This window comes from Pseudofrankia coriaricola (genome assembly GCF_001854805.1).
GTDB lineage: Bacteria > Actinomycetota > Actinomycetes > Frankiales > Frankiaceae > Pseudofrankia.
This window is the reverse complement of record NZ_MBLO01000067.1, coordinates 15,392-33,117: the sequence shown is the minus strand read 5'-3', so window position 1 is coordinate 33,117 and position 17,726 is coordinate 15,392. Positions and strand designations below refer to the sequence as shown.

The window sequence follows — 17,726 nt, the reverse complement described above, 5'->3', positions numbered from 1 at the left end:
GTCGGGCACCACGCCGAGTGCGCCGAGCAGCCCACCGGCCTGCCCGACCGCTCTGGCCGCCAGCCGGGCCCGCTGACCGGCGGGAACACGGGTAGGCGACACTGAAGGCACGGACGCGGCCCCACTCTCGGACGATCATGGCGTAGGAACCTCGATCATCCCGTGGGCGCCGCGTCCGCCCGTTCCCGGGGCCGGCCCGACGGCAGCGCCCCCGCTCTCCCGCCGCGCGGAGTCGCAGAAGACCAGATAACAGCCCAACCCGACGATCCCGCGGCCGACCAGGCAGAAGCTGATCAGACACACGGCGGCCGTCGCGGGCCGGTACACCCGGCAGCCGTAGCCGCTACAGGCCCACGACGCCAGCCGACACGCCGCCCACGACTTTGTCGCAGCCCTGGGGCACAGCCGGCGGCTCTCACCGCGGACCGGGACAGTCACCTCGCCCGAAGTCGGATTCGAGAACCTGCTTCAACCCGCGGCGACAGAATCCTACGGACCGGTTCGATATTTCGAGCGCCTTGCGACAGCGCCTTGCGACCGTCGGCGTCCGAAGCCTGCGCGGAGGGCGCCACGATGTTGTCCCGAAGTCCTGGTCGTGCGACCTTGCCGCGCATCAGGCCACCGAGTTTTCTGGCGATGCAGCGTTCCGCGGTCGTTCGTGGCGCGCCAGGCGGGCAGGCAAAGGGGAAAGATGACGAGGGAGCGCGTGCGGAGCTATGGGCTTGCGAGACCCGATCTACATCGTCCGGGGTGGACTGACCCGAACCGGACCGGACCGGTTGGTCCGAGTGCTCCGCACGCCGTCGCCTCTGATCGTTGCCGGCGCAACGAAGCCGGTGGTCAGACGCCCGACATCCCCGCATCCGCGGCACTCGGGCCGTATTATCCGCAGCTACCGGGGCGGGGGGTCGGGGAACCCGCCGGTAGGCCCATCCCCCCGCCCGACGCGCTGGCGGCGCGCGTGCGAGGGGACCGGAGAAAGGACCTGCGCAGTGCCGCGAACCCATCCTTCAGCGAGCTTCCCAGTCGCCGCGCGGACGGTGTGTGGGTGAGCCTCGTGGGAGCACGCCCCAAAGGGCCACGCCCAGATCTGAAGGATGGATCCCAGAAAATCCTCCTGACCCGCCTGAACGAACTCAACAACCCCTATCGGGTCAGCTACGACATGGTTGCCCGGCAGCTCTGGCCAGATCAGGGACCCCCCAAGATCCACCGTTCCCGGACCCGGGATCTGAGCCGTCAGTTCCGCGGCGAGAAGGCCATCGAATGGCGAGTCGTCGAGATCTACGTCAACCTGCTTTTCGCCGAGGCCGACCCGGCGCTGACGGCCGAGCTCCCGGTCCTCCGTGAGCTGCACGCGCAGGCGTTCGAGACGACCGTCGACCCCGACGGCGCCCCCGCCCCCGCCCCCGCTCCCGCCCCTGAGCCCAAGGCCGCGCCGATCGACCCGGCCTACGTCGCCGAGCTGGAACGCCAGTTGGCGGAGGCCCGGACCCGTGCGTCCTTCGCCACCGCGCTGCTCGTGATCGTGCAGGCGGAGAACACGGCGCTACGCGGCCGCGGCTCGTCCTTCGACTGGTTCAACCAGCCTTCCCGCTCGGGCGGCACCGCGGCCCTGGCCTCCGAAGCCGGCTCCCGCTCGCGCACCGGCAGGCGGGCCACCGCCGGGTCGGCCACAGCGGCCTCCACGGCCGACCCGGCCGCCGGACGACCCGCCGGTGGCCGTGCCAAAAGCACCAGGTCCGGCACCGAGGCCTCCCAGCCGATCGACCCGGCCACCACGCCGATCCGGCGCCAGGACTACCGCTCCGGGCAGCGCCGCCGCTCTGGCTTGAACAAACCGTCTCTGGCCGACGCCTTCCCGCCCGGTGTCCGCACGCCGGCCTACCCCGCCGCCGCGCCGCCAGCCCCGTCGCCGGCGCTGGCCGCTCCCGCTCCCGCCCGCAACCGCTCGGCATCGAGCTCCCAGCGCCGCGCCCAGACACCCGACGCAGTCACCGACGACTCCAGCCTGGACGTCCTGGTCAGCCACGAGAAACGCCGCCGCGGCAAGAACGGCTGAGGCTCCGGCCTCATCGGTCTCGTCGAGAGAGAACGCGTGCAGCCCGTATTTGTCGATCCGTGGTCGGACCTCCGTGGAGGCGGACCTGCCGAACATCGGCAGCGTGAAGCTCTGGCGACCGAGCTTCGCAAGGAGGTGGCCACTGGCCATCCTCTGCACCGGCAGGCCTTCGAGGTCGTTGCCCGATCAGAGACCAAAGACGACATCATCATCATGCTGGCAGGTGGTGGCTGGGCCCGGGTGCATCTCACCTGGCAGCGCCCCGACATACCTCCCTGGCCCTCCACCACCATCTACGACACCATCTGCGCCCTCGAAGAGGACCTCCGCTGGTCAGACTGAGCAAACAGCCGAAAGCATGATTTCCTATTCAGGTGGGGTGCCCCGCGCCGACCAGTAGCTTTTATTACCGCCAGAGTTGTAGCAAGGCGATGACCTCCGAAGCGGTGAACTCGTAACGCTGGCTCAGCCTGTGACCAGGTCTCGCGGGCCGGAACGATGACAACGATCGTGGTGTCAGCTCAGCATCGCCACCCGACCTCCTGCTGTCAGGCCGGGCGGCCCCTGCGCGGGTCGCCGGTAGTGACGCGTGGGGTGCCGTCGGCGTTGACGTAGCCGATCAGGCAGCTGATCGTCCGGTTGCCGAACTCCCAGCCGTCCCGCGTGATCGGGTACCACATGACACCGAGGTTCTCCAGCTCCAACTCCTGGAACGACGGACCGAAGAACTCCCGCGCCCGTTCGGCACAGGACGTCTCGATCAGTTCCCCCTGCTGCTCGTCGGACGGTGGCGCCGAGCCCGGGACGCCGGGCAGCACGACATCACCAACCGCGACATAGACGTGCTCGTACTCGCAGAGCAAGGGGATCCCCTCCGCGTTCAGGCAGACCCCCGGCTCCCAGACCCGCGACTGGTCGAGGTCCTTCGCCGAGCCAGTGGACACATAGCTGACGGGGTCGCGCGGATGCGAGCTGGAGACCCGGACGCCACAGGTCATCTCCCGCTCGCCGAGGACCCAGCCCTCCAGAACCGGGATGATCGGCTCGATCTTGATCCGGCCATGCGGGTCGATCGAGTGGCCGAGGTAGGCCTCGACCGTCTGCTGGCAGAGTCGGGCGGAGATCGCCCACCAGTCCGACACGGAAGGGTAAGGCGCGATGGTCGAGAAGTCGGCCGAGAGGTCGATGGGCTCGTCGGCGACGGACTCGAACAGGTGGGGCTCGGAGCAGGGGACCTCGTCAACGTCCGGGGTCGGGTCATTCACGAAGGGCCAGAAGTAGCACTTGCCGCGTTCGTAGTCGTACTGCGTGAGGCGGGCGTTGCGCAGTGGGGTCGGTGACGGGGTCACCGCGGCGGTGGCGACCGGCGCCGGGGCCGCCACGGGCTCCTTTTCGGCGTCGTCCCCGGCAACGAGCCCCACGATGGTCGTCGCCGCGAACGCCAGGACCGCCAGTCCCACGACCGAGCCCACGACGACTGCCGCGACGAGTTTCGTCGACCGCCGTCTCGTCGGCACCGGCGCCGGCGCCGCGGGGCGCCAGGTCGGCTGGCCGCTCGCCGGGTTGAGGTACCAGCCGCCGGTGCCCGGTGAGGGCGGGCCCATGGGCGGTGTCCGGCCCCACGCCGGCCTCCACGGACCGCCGGCGCCGCCGGGCATGGGCAAGTGCCCCGGAACGGGCGACACCGCGGGGCCGGGGGCCGGCGCGGGCGCGGCCGGCGGAACGGGGACCGCCCAGGGGGTGGTCGGGTGCGGTGGACGGGCCATGGCCGGATCGCCGGGCGCGGGCGCCGACCAGCGGGCAGGGCCCGCCGGCACCGCCCCCGTCGGTGGCACATCGGCAGTAGCCACATCGGTGGCCGGCACCTCGTCGGTGGGCGCGGCGTTGACAGGCGTGGCGCCAGCCGCTGCGCCGTCAGCCAGCGCGGCTACCGCCGTCGCGTCGTCAGCCTGCGCCTCAACCGTCGGCGCGCGGTCCGCCGTCGCGTCGACCGCTGGCTCACCGGGACCGCTCCCAGACGCCGGAACGCCAGCTTCCGGCCCCTTTTCCAGGTGAACATTCTCGGCCACGGTTTCCCAGCCCCCTCGCTGTGGGGACGCACCGAGCCTCGGGCCGGGTCGCGGCAGCCGCCGCGACCCCCCGCGCCGGATCCGCGTTCCGTCTCGGCCGCAAGGCTTCGACGTGCGTCAACGTGGCGCGCACATTACCGGCATATCCGGACGTTCGCCGCCGCAGCCCTCGCCCACTGGGGGCGGCGTGACGTGCCGTCCTACGCCGCCCGCTTCGCGCCGCCCGTGCAGCGTGCCCTCGGGAACGTGCAACGTGCCCTCGGGAAGCTGCCCCTTGACGTCCAGGGCCCGGGTTCTGCGCGCGGTCGCGGCTCCGGAGCACACGCAGCGGCCGGTGGGCTGCCTCCAGATGCGGCCCGGCCCGGGTACTGGCGGATCCGGGTGGGCGACCACCGGGTGATCTACACGGGCATTTCGTTCCTCTTAGTGGGGTAGGCGATGCGCACGTCGCGGGGGGCCGGGCGGCGTTCGCTGGTCTCGAGCTGCGCCGTCATGCTCATCAGGTCGGTGGCCACTTCTGTGAAGCAGTGGGACAAGGAGACACGCCCTTCGGCGGGGCCGCCCCGGCCGCCGGTTACTACGGATCGGTGCACCGTCCCGTTTCCTCTTCCTCGGTTTCCGGGTGTGCGCTCCCGCTTCAGGGCGCGGTCGTTCGCCGCCGCCACGGACGGGGCGGCGAATCGTGGGTGTGCAGGTGCGGTCAGCCCTGCTTGCCGCGCTGGATCCGCTCGGCGATCCGCTTGATCCGCTGCAGCCGGGCGTCCCAGGTCGCGCCGACCGCGGACAGCTGGGCGACCGCACGGGCGAGCTGGGCCTCGTCCACCTCGTAGCGGCGCTCGCGCCCCGCCGGCGTCACGTGCACCAGGCCGACGCGGTCCAGCACACCGAGGTGCTTGGCGACCGCCTGCCGGGTGACGGGCAGCTGCTTGCTGAGCGTGGTCGCCGTACCGCCTCCGTCGGCGAGGAGCAGGTCGAGCATCCGTCGGCGGGTCGGGTCGCCGACCGCGGACCAGAGGTCGTCATCGATCGTGGTGCTCACGGCCGCGCGTCCAGCCTGTTGGCATACGTGACGAGGCGCGGGAGGAACTGGTCCCAGCCGCGGACGTGGTCGAGGTAGGCCTCCTCCAGCACGGCCGCCTCCCACCCGCGCTCGCGGAAGCCGGTCTCCTTAAAGCGCACCAGCGTGCCGTCGCCTGACGGAACGAGGTCGAAGGTCACCAGGAAAGAGTTCGTCTCGGTGGCCGGGCCCTCGTCGTACGCCCAGCGGAACGCGAACCGGCGGGGCGGGTCAGCCTCCAAGACGGTGAGCGGCACAATCTTCGCGCCGGGTACCGTCGGGTCGCCGAAGGTGAACGCGCCGGTGGCCCCGGGGACCGGGTCGAGCTCGGCGTCGTCGGTCCACCACTCGCGCACGTGCTCGGGAGAGCTGATCACCTCGTAGACCACCTCGGGGGTGGCGTCAATGTGGAGCTCCCGCTCGATGCTCCCGTACTCCATGTGATCCTCCTGGCCTCAACGCAACCGGTGGTTGCACGTCAACGTATCCGGCGCGCCCCACTAACGCAACCTCTCGTTGCGCAAACGGTTTCGGGGAGGGAGCAGCCTGTATTTGTCGATCCGTGGTGGGACCTCCGCGGAGGCGGACCTACCGAGCATCGGCAGAAGGACATCGAGCTACTCGTGCTCCGACACGAGATCGCAGTGCTACGGCCGCGCCCAGCCCAAGCCACGGTGGGACTGGGCAGACCGCGCGGTGCTCGCCGCGCTGATCCGACTGGACGACCAGCTGCACCGTCGCGTCCTCGAGTCGGCGACCTTGACGCCATCGGACTGCTCGTCCTGCGCCAGGTCCCCACCGGCCGCGACTTGCTCGGCATCGCGGGCGTCGCCGTCCACCAAGACAAGGAGGGCGGCCGCCGCGGCAGGAGATTGCCGTCGATCGATGACTCGCAGCCCTGCGGTGCGTCACACCAGTGACCCTGACCGGCAGGCATAGCGAGGACAGCAATGACAACAGCCCGTCGGTGGCCCACACCGCCACCCTTGCCGCTCGCCCCGAACCGCTCGCCGAGACTCTCGCCGGCGGCTTCCACTGGGCGCTCTGGCCTGCACCGCGATCGCTGTGCTCGGCGTGCCGATCGGACTGCTGGTGACCCGCCGCTCCACCGAGCCGGCGGCATCGTCACTCATCGCCGAACCCGCTGCTCTCCTGGCCAACGGCTGACCGGCTCGTCCGCCCACTTCTCAGCCGCAGGAGTCCACGGACACGGCGCCACGACGGCACCGGCGGCCCGCACCAGTCCCCGATGTCGTGGGCCACCACTCGATTCTTTCGACACCGCCCGGTGGTCGACAACCAGCACTACCGACAAGGAGCAGGGAATGTCGTTCGAAGACAAGACAGTGTTGATTACCGGTGCCAACCGTGGCATCGGGCAGGCGTTGGTCGAGGACGCTTTGCGCCGAGGAGCGCGGCGCGTGTACGCCGGCACTCGGCAGACCTTGACCCATGCCGATGGCAGGGTCGTGCCAGTGACCATCGACGTGACCGATGCCGACCAGGTCCGTGCCGCCGCTGAGCGCATCGGCTCCCTCGACATCCTCGTCAACAACGCCGGACTGGCGCTGTACGACGACCTCGGCGACGCCGGCGTCCTCGAGCAGCACCTCGCGGTGAACCTGTTCGGCACCTACCGGGTGACTCAGGCCTTCCTGCCGGCACTGAAGCTCTCGCGGGGCTCGATCGTCAACGTGCTGTCGGTGGCCGCCCTGGCTGCGCTGCCGGTCATTCCGGCCTACTCCGTGTCCAAGGCGGCCGCGTTCTCCCTGACGCAGGCGCTGCGCGCTCTACTGTCCAGCGATGGGGTAGCCGTCCACGCCGTTCTCGCTGGTCCGGTAGACACCGACATGACGCGCGACCTGCCCATCCCGAAGGCGACGCCTGACGCGGTGGCTCGGGCGATCTTCGACGGCGTCGACAACGGCGAGGAGGAGATCTTCCCCGACCCGATGACCGAGCCGATGGCCGAGGGCTGGCGCGTGGGCGCGGTCAAGGAACTCGAGCGGGCCAACGCCGCTCTCCTCGCGGCGTCGCTGAGTCCCGCGTGAGGGCAACGACACCGGGTGAGCCTGATCAGGGCGGACCGGTTGAGTCGTCCCCGCAGGGCCCGCCTCGATGGAGGCTCTCGTGAGCTCGCCGGCGGATGACTGGGACCGGCGGCTGGCAAGGATCGAGCGCATCGCCGAGTCGATCGCGCGGGAATCGCCCCAGTCGTGACCCGGCTCCGCTCTCAGTTCCACAGGGATCACTAGACGGCCGGTAGGACCTCTAGCGAGGTCCGGCGCTCGTGTATCGGTCCCCGCGTCAGCTCCGGGACGGCCCTGATGCGAGACAATCGTGCCAGGGCCGTCCCGACCTGAAACCTGCCGCGACTTCACGAAACGCCAAAGTCGCCACCGGTGAATCCGGCCTGTTCGAGGAGTCAATACTCAATGATCGGTCGGCCGACCGATCTCTCAGCGCTCACGGCCCCAGCCCGCGAGCCCAGAGAATGTTTCGCGCGCGTGGAGGTGCACAGTGTCGAGTGACAGCGGCGCCGCCGTCACCGAGTTCGCCGAGATGGCAGATCCCTACCGACGGGAACTGCTCGCGCACTGCTACCGCATGCTCGGCTCGTACCAGGATGCCGAGGACCTCGTTCAAGAAACGCTGATGCGGGCGTGGCGCGGCTACGACCGCTTCGACGGACGCTCGTCGCTGCGGACCTGGCTACACCGCATCGCCACCAATGCCTGCCTGACCGCTCTGGCCAGCGCCGATCGCCGAATCCTGCCGTCCGGGCTTGGCGGGCCCACCGACTCCGAGCACCCCGACCTGTCCAAGCTCGACGCAACCCCGTGGTTGCAGCCCGCGCCGACGGCCGACCTGCTCCACGAGGCCGACGACCCGGCCGCGATCGTCGCACTCCGCGACAGCACACGACTGGCATTGATCGCCGCCTATCAGGTCCTGCCGGCTCGCCAGCGCGCCGTGTTGCTGCTGGTCGACGTCGCCGCGTTCAGCCCGGCCGAGGTCGCTGACCTTCTCGACATCTCGGTTACCGCAGTGCGCAGCCTGTTGCAACGTGCCCGCTCGACCATCGCCAGCGATCTACCTGACCAAGATCGAGTGGTCCCTTCCCCCGACTTGGACACCGAGGTGCTGCGTCGCTATCTGGTGGCCTTCGAAGCCGGTGACGCCAAGCTATTGGCTGACCTGCTCCGCGCTGATGTGACCTACGAGATGCCCCCCATCGCACGCTGGTTCCAAGGCCGCGCGTCTGTCCTCGATCATCACCACCGACGCGTGTTCGCCCACCGGCGGACCGCGCTGCTCACCTCCGCCAACGGCTACCCGGCGCTGGCGATGTACGCAGGCGAACCAGACGGCTCCTTCCGCGCCCACGGGATACACCTGATCGAACAGCACGATGGCGCTATCACCCGCATCGTCGTCTTCCTCAACCCAGAACTGTTCCCGACGTTCGGCCGTCCGATCGTCCTCCCCCAGCGACCGGCATGAGCCTGGATGCCCCCGTGGACTCCCGCCCCTTGCTCCTGGTCGCCGCCGACCTGATGTCGGCCAGCCTGCACGTCGCCCGTCGGACGCTGCCGACCCGCCCGACGCCGTGCAGCGAGTGGCAACTCGGCCAGCTCGTGCACCACGTCGCCGACTCGGCGTCCACACTGACCGAGGTCATCACAGGTGCGGCGCCAATCCCGACAACCACGACCGGATGCATCCGCGCCGAACTGTCGCTCAACGAACTTCGGCAGGCTGTATCCGACGCGCCGGCCAACGCGCCGGCCGTCGACCTGACGTCGCTGACCGGAGCGTTCGAACTGACGGTCCACGCCTGGGACATCGACACCGCGGTCGGAGCGACTCCTCGCCTCCCCGCCGATCACGTCCGCGCGCTCGTCCGCCTCGCTCCGATTGTGCTGAGCGAGATCGACCGCGGCGGACTATTCGGTGCACGCCTAGCGTCGCCGTCGGGTGCCAGTGACACCCAGCGTCTGCTCGCGCTCTTCGGCCGGCGCGCCGGCTGATGTACCAGCATCGGTGCGACACGACGTTCCACAGTGAGAAATGCAGCACAGCCATCAGAGCCAGACATGCGTCCCGCCGCGAAACAGCCATCCAGCGTGGTCCGGGGTCGAGCTCAGGGTGTGATCTGGCGGGACAACAAGGTGACGACGACTCGGGTCTCGCCACAGTTGTGCAGACGCCGCAGACTTAGCCCGTCGAACGTCAAGACGGCTCCCGCGTCGAAGCGCGCCCGTACCCCGGAGGCGCATTCGATCTCCATCTCGCCCTGCTCTACGACGACGAGCGCCTCGGCCCAGTCTGCTTGCCAGTCCATCGCATCGTGCGGCTCAAGGTGCAGGCTCCGGACCCGGAACCCTGCTGGGCACGGGAAGTCCTCGAGCGAGAACCTCTCGTCGTCGTCCATCACAGGTGGGTCGGGAGCGCGAACCGGCCGAACAGGCCCGGGTCAGTGAACATGGCGATCTCCGTGATCGCGCCGTCCATGATCTGGAGAGCACCAATCCCGAACGCGTCGTGCGTGTGCCGGCCAGGGGCGCGGCAGTACAGCGCGAACGCGGGCTGCCTGTTCGCGGCGGTGGGCAACAGCGCCCACTGGCCCCCCATCTTCCCGAAGACGTGTCCTTGGAAGAACTCCTCGACGTCGTCGCGGCCGGAGAACCAGGACAGTCGCGGCGGCATGACCAGCCGCGCGTCACTGCGCAGCAGCGCCACCAGCGCAGCCGCGTCCGACCGCTCCCACGCGTCGATCAGTTGTTTTAGCAGTGCCTTCTCGGTTTCGGTCGAGTCCGAGGACCACTCGTTCCGGTCGACGACGAGATGCTGCGCGAGGGTGCTGTGCGCCCGTTGCAGCGCACTGTTCACCGCGGTCTGGGTCATGCCGAGCGAAGTCGCGGTTTCGCGTGCCGGCCACTCGAGCACGTCGCGCAGAATCAACACGGCGCGTTGACGGGCCGGCAGCCGCTGGATCGCGGCCAAGAACGCTAGCTCGATGGTCTCTTTCGAGGTGACCAGCGCCTCCGGCTCGTCCTCGACCGGTGCCGGCGCGTCCAACAGCCGGTCCGGGTATGGCTGCAGCCAGGGCAGCTCGACCGGCGGCGTCGGCTCTCGTCTCGGGTCTCCCGGTGCGACCAGGTCAGGCGGCCACACCCGCGCCTTGCGCCGGCGCAGAGCGTCCAGACAGGCGTGCGTGGCGATGCCGTACAGCCAGGCCCGGAACGACGCACGGCCCGCGTAGGTGTCCAGCCGCGACCAGGCACGCAGATACGTCTCCTGCACCGCATCCTCAGCGTCCTCGACCGACCCGAGCATCCGGTAGCAGTGCACCTGCAGTTCAGGCCGGAACGGCTCAGCCAGCCGCGAGAACGCCGCCTGATCTCCCCCACGCGCGTCGTCGATCCCTGGTACGTCCACCTAAGTTAGACGTCCCTCGCGGCCTAGTTTCATCGCTGGGACGGCAAGAGACCATGCCAGCGGCCACGAGGTAGAGGACAAGCAGGTGCCCGTTCGCTGCGGGTATTCGCTGCGTGTTGGTTTGCTGATTCTTTCTGTTATGCCGAGTCCAGGAGCAAGCAAACGCAGAGCCGGCATGATGCCCTCGTCCCGTTCGTCGTACACGGCAGCGACCTTTTCTTTCAGAAAACCCACCGGGTCCCTGCTCTGTCGAGTGTTCGGGCGGGTGGGGTCACAGCACGAACGGGTTCTGGTCGTCGGCCAGTGCCGTGAACAGGGCCGACGCGAACTTGTTGTAGAGCTGTCGTTGCAGGCTGGGGCCGAAGCTGATGCGGGCGACGCCGAGCGCCGCGAGCTCGGCCAGGGGGCGCTCGCCTCGCCGTCCGTAGCCGATGTTGATCGGGCCGGCGATGCCGTCGGTGACCTGGCGGATGACGGCGTAGTCGCCGAGGCCGATCGGGTAGACGCAGTCCGCGCCGGCGGCGAGGTAGCGCGTCCCGCGCTCGATCGTGCCCTCGAGCTGCTCTGTCGGTGATCCGGCTCGGCGCAGGAAGGAGTCGGTGCGCGCGTTGATGACCAGGTCCACGCCGAGCGATACCGCGGCTTCCCGCACGGAGGCGAGGAAGTCTGCCTGCTCGGCGGGATCGATCATCTCGCCGGTCGCCGGGTTGGAGTCTTCCAGGTTCAGTCCGACGGCGCCGGTGGTGCTGAGTCGCTCGACCAGCTCGTGGGCGGGTAGTCCGTAGCCGCGTTCGAAGTCGACGGTCACCGGGAGGCTGACGACACGCACGATCCGCGCAGTCGCTGCGAGCACTTCTTCCACCGGTGTGGCCTCGCCGTCGGCGTAGCCGAGTATCGCCGCTGTCGCCGCACTGCTGGTGGCGATGACCGGAAAGCCGGCGTCGATGACCATCGTGGCCGAGACTGCGTCCCAGGCGTTGGGCACCACGAGCGGATCACCGGGCACGTGCAGGGCGCGCAGTGCGGCCGCCTTGTGAGCTGGTGAAGTGTCGTCGGTACTGGCGGCCGGGATGGGATGGGAAGTCATGATCGTCTCCATGTCATGTGGTGGTCGTCGGATGCGGTCGGTGTCGAGCAACGGTCTCGGTGTTCAGCGGGCGGGGGCGTCGGCGGCGACCGGCGCGGGTACGGCCGTGGCGACGTCGGTGGTGCGTTGCCGCATCAGGGCACCGGCGATCGCGCCGAGTGCTGACATCCCGGCGGCAACGCCCAGGGCGGGCCCGACGCCGTCACGGAAGGCGTCAGGACTGGAGTAGTCGCCCTTGGCTGCGAAGACCGCGGCGAGGATGGCGATGCCGAATGCGCCGCCGAGCTGGCGGGCGGTGTTGTAGACGCCGGATGCCTTACCGATCGCCTCGCGTGGCACGGCGTTCATGACGGCGTTCTGGCCGGCCGGGATCGCCATGCTGGCACCGCAGCCGGCGATTACGAGGGCGGCAACCGCGGAGGTGTAGGAGCGTCCGTCGGCGATGGTGAGCGCCACCCAGCCTAGACCGATGAACTGAAGGACGAGGCCAACGGTGAGCAGCAGCCGGCTGCCGATCCGGTCCAGGACGCGTCCGGCGACCGGGGCGATGACGAACAGCGGAAGCGTCCAGGGCAGGAACCGTAGGCCGGCACCGAGCGGGCTGTAGCCCAGGGTGATCTGGAGGTATTGGGCGAGGAAGAACACCGAGCTGAACAGTGCACCGGTGTGCAGGAACATGGCGATGTTGCCGCCGGTGTAGGCACGATCGGCGAACAGGCCGAGCGACAGCATCGGCTCGCGGGCCCGGGTCTCCCAGGCGACGAACACGACCGTCATGACGGCGCCGGCGACCAGAGCGGTCATCACTTCCGCGCTGCCCCAGCCGGCGGCGTCGGCGCGCACCAGCCCCCAGACGAGGCCGAACATTCCGGCCGAGACGAGGACGAGGCCGAGCACGTCGGGGCGGACGCGGGGGCCGTGACTTTCGCTCGTGCGCAGAAGCACGAGCGGGATGAGGACGGCCCCGATCGGCACGTTGATCCAGAAGATCCACTGCCATGCGATGCCCTGGGTGACCGCGCCTCCGACCAGCGGGCCGCCGACAACCGCGAGGCCGGTCAGCGCGGTGAAGATGCCCAGCGCGCCGCCGCGCTTTTCTGGAGGAAAGGCGCCGGTCAGCAGCGCGACGGCCAGCGGCATCACCAGCGCCGAACCAGCACCCTGCACGGCCCGGGCCGCGACGAGGATGCCGATGCTCGGCGCCAGCGCGCAGGCCACGGACGCGAGCGAGAAGATCGCCAGTCCGACGACGAACATGCGTCGCCGACCGAACCGGTCACCGAGGGCAGCGCCGGTGACGAGCAGGACCGCGAAGCTGAGGCTGTAGGCGTTGGCAGTCCATTCGAGCGTGGCGATCGAGGCGTGTAGATCGTTGCGGATCGAGTTGAGTGCGGTGGACACCACGAGCTGGTCGAGGGCCACCATGAGCGCCGCGGTCGACGTGAGCGCGAGCACCCACTTCTGTGTTCTGGTCACCGATGCCTCCAGATCGGACTGAGTGCCAGTACTGACCGATCTCGGCCCGGCGGTTCACCGATGTGGGTCGAAGACGTTTCGCCGTCCGCTAGCGCAGGCGCGCTGACATGGTTGACCATCATGCCGACGGCCGTCCCATCGCATCGTCACAGGTCACGGGCCCACGCCGACTTCTGGCGCCCCACAGGGTCGTGAACGACAGAGGCGATCGGTCATGCCGGAGACGGTGGCCTGCGTCGTCCGGTCTGCCGCCTGCTGGCACGGTAACGGGGCGGCGACAGCCGTCTGGTCGTAGGCGCGGATGGTGCGGGCCGAGGTGATCCCTCAGCGTGTCCACGCTGTCGCTATGTGTAGCTGGTTGGGTATTTTCCGTTGGTCAGGGTAGGCGGTAGCAGGGGCAGTGCGCCGTGCTGTTCGACGACGGTGCGGGCTGGGGCGGTCTGAGGCGGTGAACACGATGGGCTGTGTGGCCACGCCGCCCAGGCAGGAAACACGGCCGGCTCCGAGCCGCCCAGGTGTGAGCCGCTGGTTCTGGGGGGCCGCGGCCGTCTCGGTTCTGGTCGTCGTCGCGGCGGCCATCGTCGCTGTGGTGCCCGCTGGTCGGGCGGCGCTGCTCACGCTCCGCCTGATCCTGATCGTCAGCCTGCTGCTGGGTGGACTTACCTGTGTGGTGACCGGTCTTCGGCGCCGGGGCGCGCAACGGTGGTGGCGGCTGCTGGTGGCGGTGATGGTGCTGGCGGTCGCCGCCGGGGCGGTCGCGTTGTTCCGGGACGTGGCCGCGGGGGGAGCGCCGGCGGCGCGGCTGACGGCGGCGTCGCTGTTCTTCCTGGTTCCATGCGCGTTCGGGCTGGCGGGGGTGCTGCTCTATCCGTCGGACCCGTTCGACCTGTCCTCGCACGGCCCCGAGCGTGGCCGGGACCGCCGGTGGTATGTGATCACCATTCTCGACAGTGTGATCGTGGTCGGGGCGGTCGGACTGCTGGCCTGGGTCGCCGTGCTCGAAGACGTGATCGAACGAAGAGGGCCGCTGGCTGCCGGAACCCTCTATCTGATCATTATCACCGCGGTCAGTCTGGTCCTCACGGTTGTCGTGATCCTGGTCGCGACCTTTCGTCAGCCACGCGCCGGTCTCGGCCTGGTACTGCTGATGGTCGGCCTGCTGACCCAGGCGGCATCGCTCATGTGGTACCTGTCCGCTGTCGTGCGCGGTCTGCGTGACCTCCCACGGTTGGTCGACCTGCCTCTGGTCGCTGGTCCTTTGCTCATCGGACTCGCGGCGTTGTCTCCCGATGGGCCTCTACGACCGCCGCTGCCGACTGGTCCCGATGCGGACCGGCTATATGTCGCGCCGCGTCGCCGCTGGTGGCACGCCCTCCTGCCTTACCTGCCATTGGGTGCGGCCGCCGCCGTCACACTGATCGAGATCGCCGGGGAGGACATCGCCCGCCAGGAGGAGATCTGGGTCTTGCTCGCCCTGCTGCTACTCGCGGCGGTGCGGCAGACGGCGACGATGGCCGACAACATCCGCCTTGTCGGCCAGCTCGAGGAGAGCCGCCACCAGCTACGTCACCAGGCGTTCCACGACCCGCTCACGGGGCTGGCCAACCGCGCCCTGTTCAACGACCGGCTTGACCAGGCCCTCAGCCGCCGTGACCAGCCCACCGGGCGTCTGGCTGTGCTGTTCTGCGATCTCGACCACTTCAAGCAGGTCAACGACGTGTTCGGTCACACGGCCGGCGACGACCTGCTACGCGTCACAGGTCGCCGACTCACCAGCTGCGTACGCGGGTCAGACACCGTCGCCCGCCTTGGTGGCGACGAGTTCGCGATCCTCCTGACCTCCACCGCCGAGGACCCCGAGACAGTCGGCCGCCGCCTCCTCGCATCGGTGCGGGCTCCGATCCGCCTCGCGGGCACCACCCACGCCGTCGCCGCGAGCACCGGCCTCGTCGTCGTCGACCCGGCCCGTGAACAGGTCACCGCCGAAACCCTGCTCCACCGCGCCGACCTGGCCATGTATGCGGCAAAAGGGCGGCGCACCGGCGAACTGACCGTCTACACCCCCGATCTGGCTGCCCCCGGACCGGAGCATCACGGCGCGCCAGCTCCCCTGTAGTGATCCTGGGGACAACGGCCGCCGGGCGTGCGAAGGAAGATCATTTTCGCACGCCCTTTGGCCCTCTAGACGTCGCGGACCTAGAGATCCGAAGGCCGCCCTGCTCTTCCTGATCGGCGAGGCCCGCGGGTGGCCAGCGTCTGATTCGGGAAGTCGGCGCGTGTTGGCGGTCTGCGCCGCCTTCGCCATCGTCGCCGCGATCATTGTTTCCTCGGCCGTGTCGACGCTCTCCGTGGGAGGGATCGGGCGAGTCGACTGCTCGCCTCGCCGGTCGGGGCGGTGCGCCACATCAGCCGGCGGAGGTCGGCGTGCATGCGTCGCATGGCAAGGCACGCAGGTGTTGTCCCGGACGACGAGGTCGCCGCGGCTTCAATGGTGACGCAGCGCGAGACGTGGCTGGGGGCACCTGCCGAGGAGGCAGTCCGGCAGCGTCCGTTGTTCCTCGGTGACCAGCCGACGACCTGCTCTGTCAGGAAGCGAAGAAGCATGGACCTGTGGCTGTCGCGACGATTCCAGACGAGCAGGCGCACTCCGGTGGACACCTGGTCATAGAGGTTCAAGCACTCCGTCAGCGAGGGCCTCAGCGATCGCCGACGTCTTCCAGGACAGTCCGGATTCCTGTCGACGTGGTCAATACATGGTCATCTCCAGTCGGCGGCCCGGCCGCGAAGGTCCAGCCATGGACCCACAGGTCCCTGGCTGCCCCCGGTTCGCCCGCGCCCGGGAGCGGGTATCGCCGTCGAGGTGAGGAGCACCTCGTGGGGCGTGGCGCCGGATCTGGATGGCTGAGCGTTCCGCCGCCCATCACCGGACCGGCCGAGGCTGGCACCGGCTGGTGGTGCTGGTGCCGTTGGTGTTGTTGGTGGGGTTGGCGAGCTTGGAGTTCGCGAACAGCCAGTGGGTGATCCTGGAGCTGACGGTTCTGAGCCCGCTGTTGGCCGCGACGGTCGTCGGACCGCGGCTGACCACGATGTACGGGGTGTTGGCCGTGGTGGCGGTCGTCGTGCTCGGGGTGCGGGATCATCTCTACGGGTCGGCTACCAGCGGCTGGCCCGCTCAGGCGGTCCGGTTGGGTGGAGTGGCCGCGGGCGGGGTGATGGCCGTTCTGCTCAGCCGTTACCACTCTCGGCGGGAGACCAAGCTCGCGAACGTCACGCGGGTGGCGGAGGCGGTCCAGCGAACGATCCTCACGCCGGTACCTGGCAGGGTCGCGCACCTGCGGCTGGCGGCCCGCTACGAGAGCTCGACGGCCGAGGCGAACGTCGGTGGCGACTTCTACGCGCTGGTGGCCCAGGAACACGGGGCACGGCTGTTGATCGGGGATGTGCGGGGCAAGGGCCTCGCGGCCGTCCGCCTCGCGAGCCTGGTGACCAGCTGCTTCCGCGTGGTGACACGCCAGTCGGGTGACCTGGGCACGGTGCTGCGCGAGCTGGACGCCGAGGTGGCTTCCGCCGGGATGGACGACGACTTCGCCACGGCTGTGGTCATGGACGTCGAGGGCGGCCACGTGCGGTTCACCAACGCCGGGCACCCCGACCCGCTCCTGGTCCGGCGCGGGCAGGCGCGGCTGCTGGAACCCCCCGGCCGACAACTGCCGCTGGGCCTGGGCAGCGCCGGCGACGTCGTCGGCTCGGCCTGCCTGAAACCCGGCGACCGGCTTCTGCTGTACACCGACGGGATCGCCGAAGCACGCGACCCCGTGACAGGGACGTTCTTCCCGCTGCTACCCGGGGCCGCCGCCTCACTGGGCACACAGCCGGCCGGTGCCGATCGGGCCGGCCGGCTGAACGCCGCCGCAGGCGCTCGGTCCCTGACCTGCGCGGCAACGCACGCGCCCGCGGTAGCCCACCGGCCACCGCCCCGGCACCCACCCGAACGGGAACCCGACGACGCCGGAACCGCCGGGACGGAACCGGCAGACCTCGACACCGCGCTCGACCGTCTGATCGTCAGCGTGCACGCCTGGAGTGGCGGCGCCCTGAACGACGACGTCGCGCTGCTCGCCGTCGAGATCCTCACGCCACCCGAACCGTTCTGACCGACGCCGCAACGTCCCCCAGCCGCCGCCAGCAGCAACACCACGAACAGACCCCGTCGCCAGCGCCAGCCCGCGCCGCCGGCGCCCAGTTGCCCGGCCTGTCAGATCCACAACGCCATCCCGCGCACAGGCTTACCAACTACGCAGGCCCGTCGATCTCCAGGCTGATCGGCGGTCGTACGGTCCTGTGTGGATAGGTCCACATTCGGACGGCCAGGCGGCGGCCACCGTAGGACGGTGCCGGGGGCGACGAGCCGGTACCGCCGAAGCCTTCTCGGCAGAAGTCGGATCAGCGCGGTGAGTACGGCCCGGTCCGCCCAGCCCCACCGGGGCTTGGGCTGGTGCGCGGCGGCACGGCGACCTAGTGCCGCAACACGAG

14 protein-coding genes are annotated in these 17,726 nt (G+C 69.6%); 7 read left to right on the top strand and 7 right to left on the bottom strand.

Going from position 1 to position 17,726, the window contains the following annotated elements:
• Positions 1-1,048 precede the first annotated feature (1,048 nt).
• Both BCD48_RS12260 and BCD48_RS12255 read left to right on the top strand, forming a co-directional pair.
• A complete protein-coding gene (locus BCD48_RS12260) occupies positions 1,049-2,062 on the top strand; it encodes a hypothetical protein (protein WP_083418524.1) in 1,014 nt (337 codons plus the stop codon).
• Positions 2,063-2,098: 36 nt separating this feature from the next.
• Positions 2,099-2,404 (top strand): hypothetical protein, encoded by a 306-nt coding sequence (locus BCD48_RS12255; RefSeq protein WP_083418523.1) that lies wholly within the window; start codon positions 2,099-2,101, stop codon positions 2,402-2,404.
• Positions 2,405-2,610: 206 nt separating this feature from the next.
• On the opposite strand, the gene BCD48_RS12250 is transcribed toward BCD48_RS12255, so the two are convergent.
• The 3 genes from BCD48_RS12250 to BCD48_RS12240 form a co-directional block, all read right to left on the bottom strand.
• Positions 2,611-3,666: a septum formation family protein gene (locus BCD48_RS12250; protein WP_071048479.1), complete on the bottom strand. Its 1,056-nt coding sequence runs from the start codon at positions 3,664-3,666 to the stop codon at positions 2,611-2,613.
• Between the two features lie 1,165 nt (positions 3,667-4,831).
• Positions 4,832-5,170 carry an ArsR/SmtB family transcription factor gene (locus BCD48_RS12245; RefSeq protein WP_071048478.1) on the bottom strand — a complete coding sequence of 113 codons (339 nt, stop codon included), beginning with the start codon at positions 5,168-5,170 and terminating at the stop codon, positions 4,832-4,834.
• Positions 5,167-5,628, bottom strand: a complete 462-nt coding sequence (locus BCD48_RS12240) for an SRPBCC domain-containing protein (protein WP_071048477.1) — start codon at positions 5,626-5,628, stop codon at positions 5,167-5,169. The genes BCD48_RS12245 and BCD48_RS12240 overlap by 4 nt, the downstream gene beginning before the upstream one ends.
• A gap of 885 nt (positions 5,629-6,513) precedes the next feature.
• Between BCD48_RS12240 and BCD48_RS12230 the strand changes: the two genes are divergently transcribed.
• The 3 genes from BCD48_RS12230 to BCD48_RS12220 all read left to right on the top strand — a co-directional run bounded on the left by BCD48_RS12230 (position 6,514) and on the right by BCD48_RS12220 (position 9,219).
• Complete coding sequence (locus tag BCD48_RS12230) at positions 6,514-7,239, top strand: SDR family NAD(P)-dependent oxidoreductase (protein ID WP_071048475.1); 726 nt, start codon at positions 6,514-6,516, stop codon at positions 7,237-7,239.
• Between the two features lie 469 nt (positions 7,240-7,708).
• Positions 7,709-8,692: an RNA polymerase subunit sigma-70 gene (locus BCD48_RS12225; RefSeq protein ID WP_083418521.1), complete on the top strand. Its 984-nt coding sequence runs from the start codon at positions 7,709-7,711 to the stop codon at positions 8,690-8,692.
• A 14-nt stretch (positions 8,693-8,706) separates the two neighbouring features.
• Positions 8,707-9,219: a maleylpyruvate isomerase N-terminal domain-containing protein gene (locus BCD48_RS12220; protein ID WP_157910481.1), complete on the top strand. Its 513-nt coding sequence runs from the start codon at positions 8,707-8,709 to the stop codon at positions 9,217-9,219.
• A gap of 113 nt (positions 9,220-9,332) precedes the next feature.
• On the opposite strand, the gene BCD48_RS12215 is transcribed toward BCD48_RS12220, so the two are convergent.
• From BCD48_RS12215 to BCD48_RS12200, 4 genes are all read right to left on the bottom strand, one after another.
• Positions 9,333-9,623, bottom strand: coding sequence for a hypothetical protein (locus tag BCD48_RS12215; protein WP_198543216.1), 291 nt, complete (start codon positions 9,621-9,623; stop codon positions 9,333-9,335).
• Entirely contained in the window at positions 9,623-10,630 is a 1,008-nt protein-coding gene (locus tag BCD48_RS12210; protein WP_241841673.1) for an RNA polymerase subunit sigma-70, read from the bottom strand. The genes BCD48_RS12215 and BCD48_RS12210 overlap by 1 nt, the downstream gene beginning before the upstream one ends.
• 271 nt (positions 10,631-10,901) lie before the next feature.
• On the bottom strand, positions 10,902-11,717 hold the full coding sequence (locus BCD48_RS12205; protein ID WP_071048484.1) for an isocitrate lyase/PEP mutase family protein: 816 nt from the start codon (positions 11,715-11,717) through the stop codon (positions 10,902-10,904).
• 63 nt (positions 11,718-11,780) lie between these two features.
• Positions 11,781-13,193, bottom strand: coding sequence for an MFS transporter (locus tag BCD48_RS12200; protein ID WP_071048472.1), 1,413 nt, complete (start codon positions 13,191-13,193; stop codon positions 11,781-11,783).
• 517 nt (positions 13,194-13,710) lie between these two features.
• On the opposite strand from BCD48_RS12200, the gene BCD48_RS12195 reads away from it, so the two are divergent.
• Both BCD48_RS12195 and BCD48_RS12190 read left to right on the top strand, forming a co-directional pair.
• Positions 13,711-15,309 (top strand): diguanylate cyclase domain-containing protein, encoded by a 1,599-nt coding sequence (locus BCD48_RS12195; RefSeq protein ID WP_312626676.1) that lies wholly within the window; start codon positions 13,711-13,713, stop codon positions 15,307-15,309.
• Between the two features lie 781 nt (positions 15,310-16,090).
• On the top strand, positions 16,091-17,347 hold the full coding sequence (locus BCD48_RS12190; RefSeq protein ID WP_071048470.1) for a PP2C family protein-serine/threonine phosphatase: 1,257 nt from the start codon (positions 16,091-16,093) through the stop codon (positions 17,345-17,347).
• The last annotated feature ends 379 nt before the right edge of the window (positions 17,348-17,726 follow it).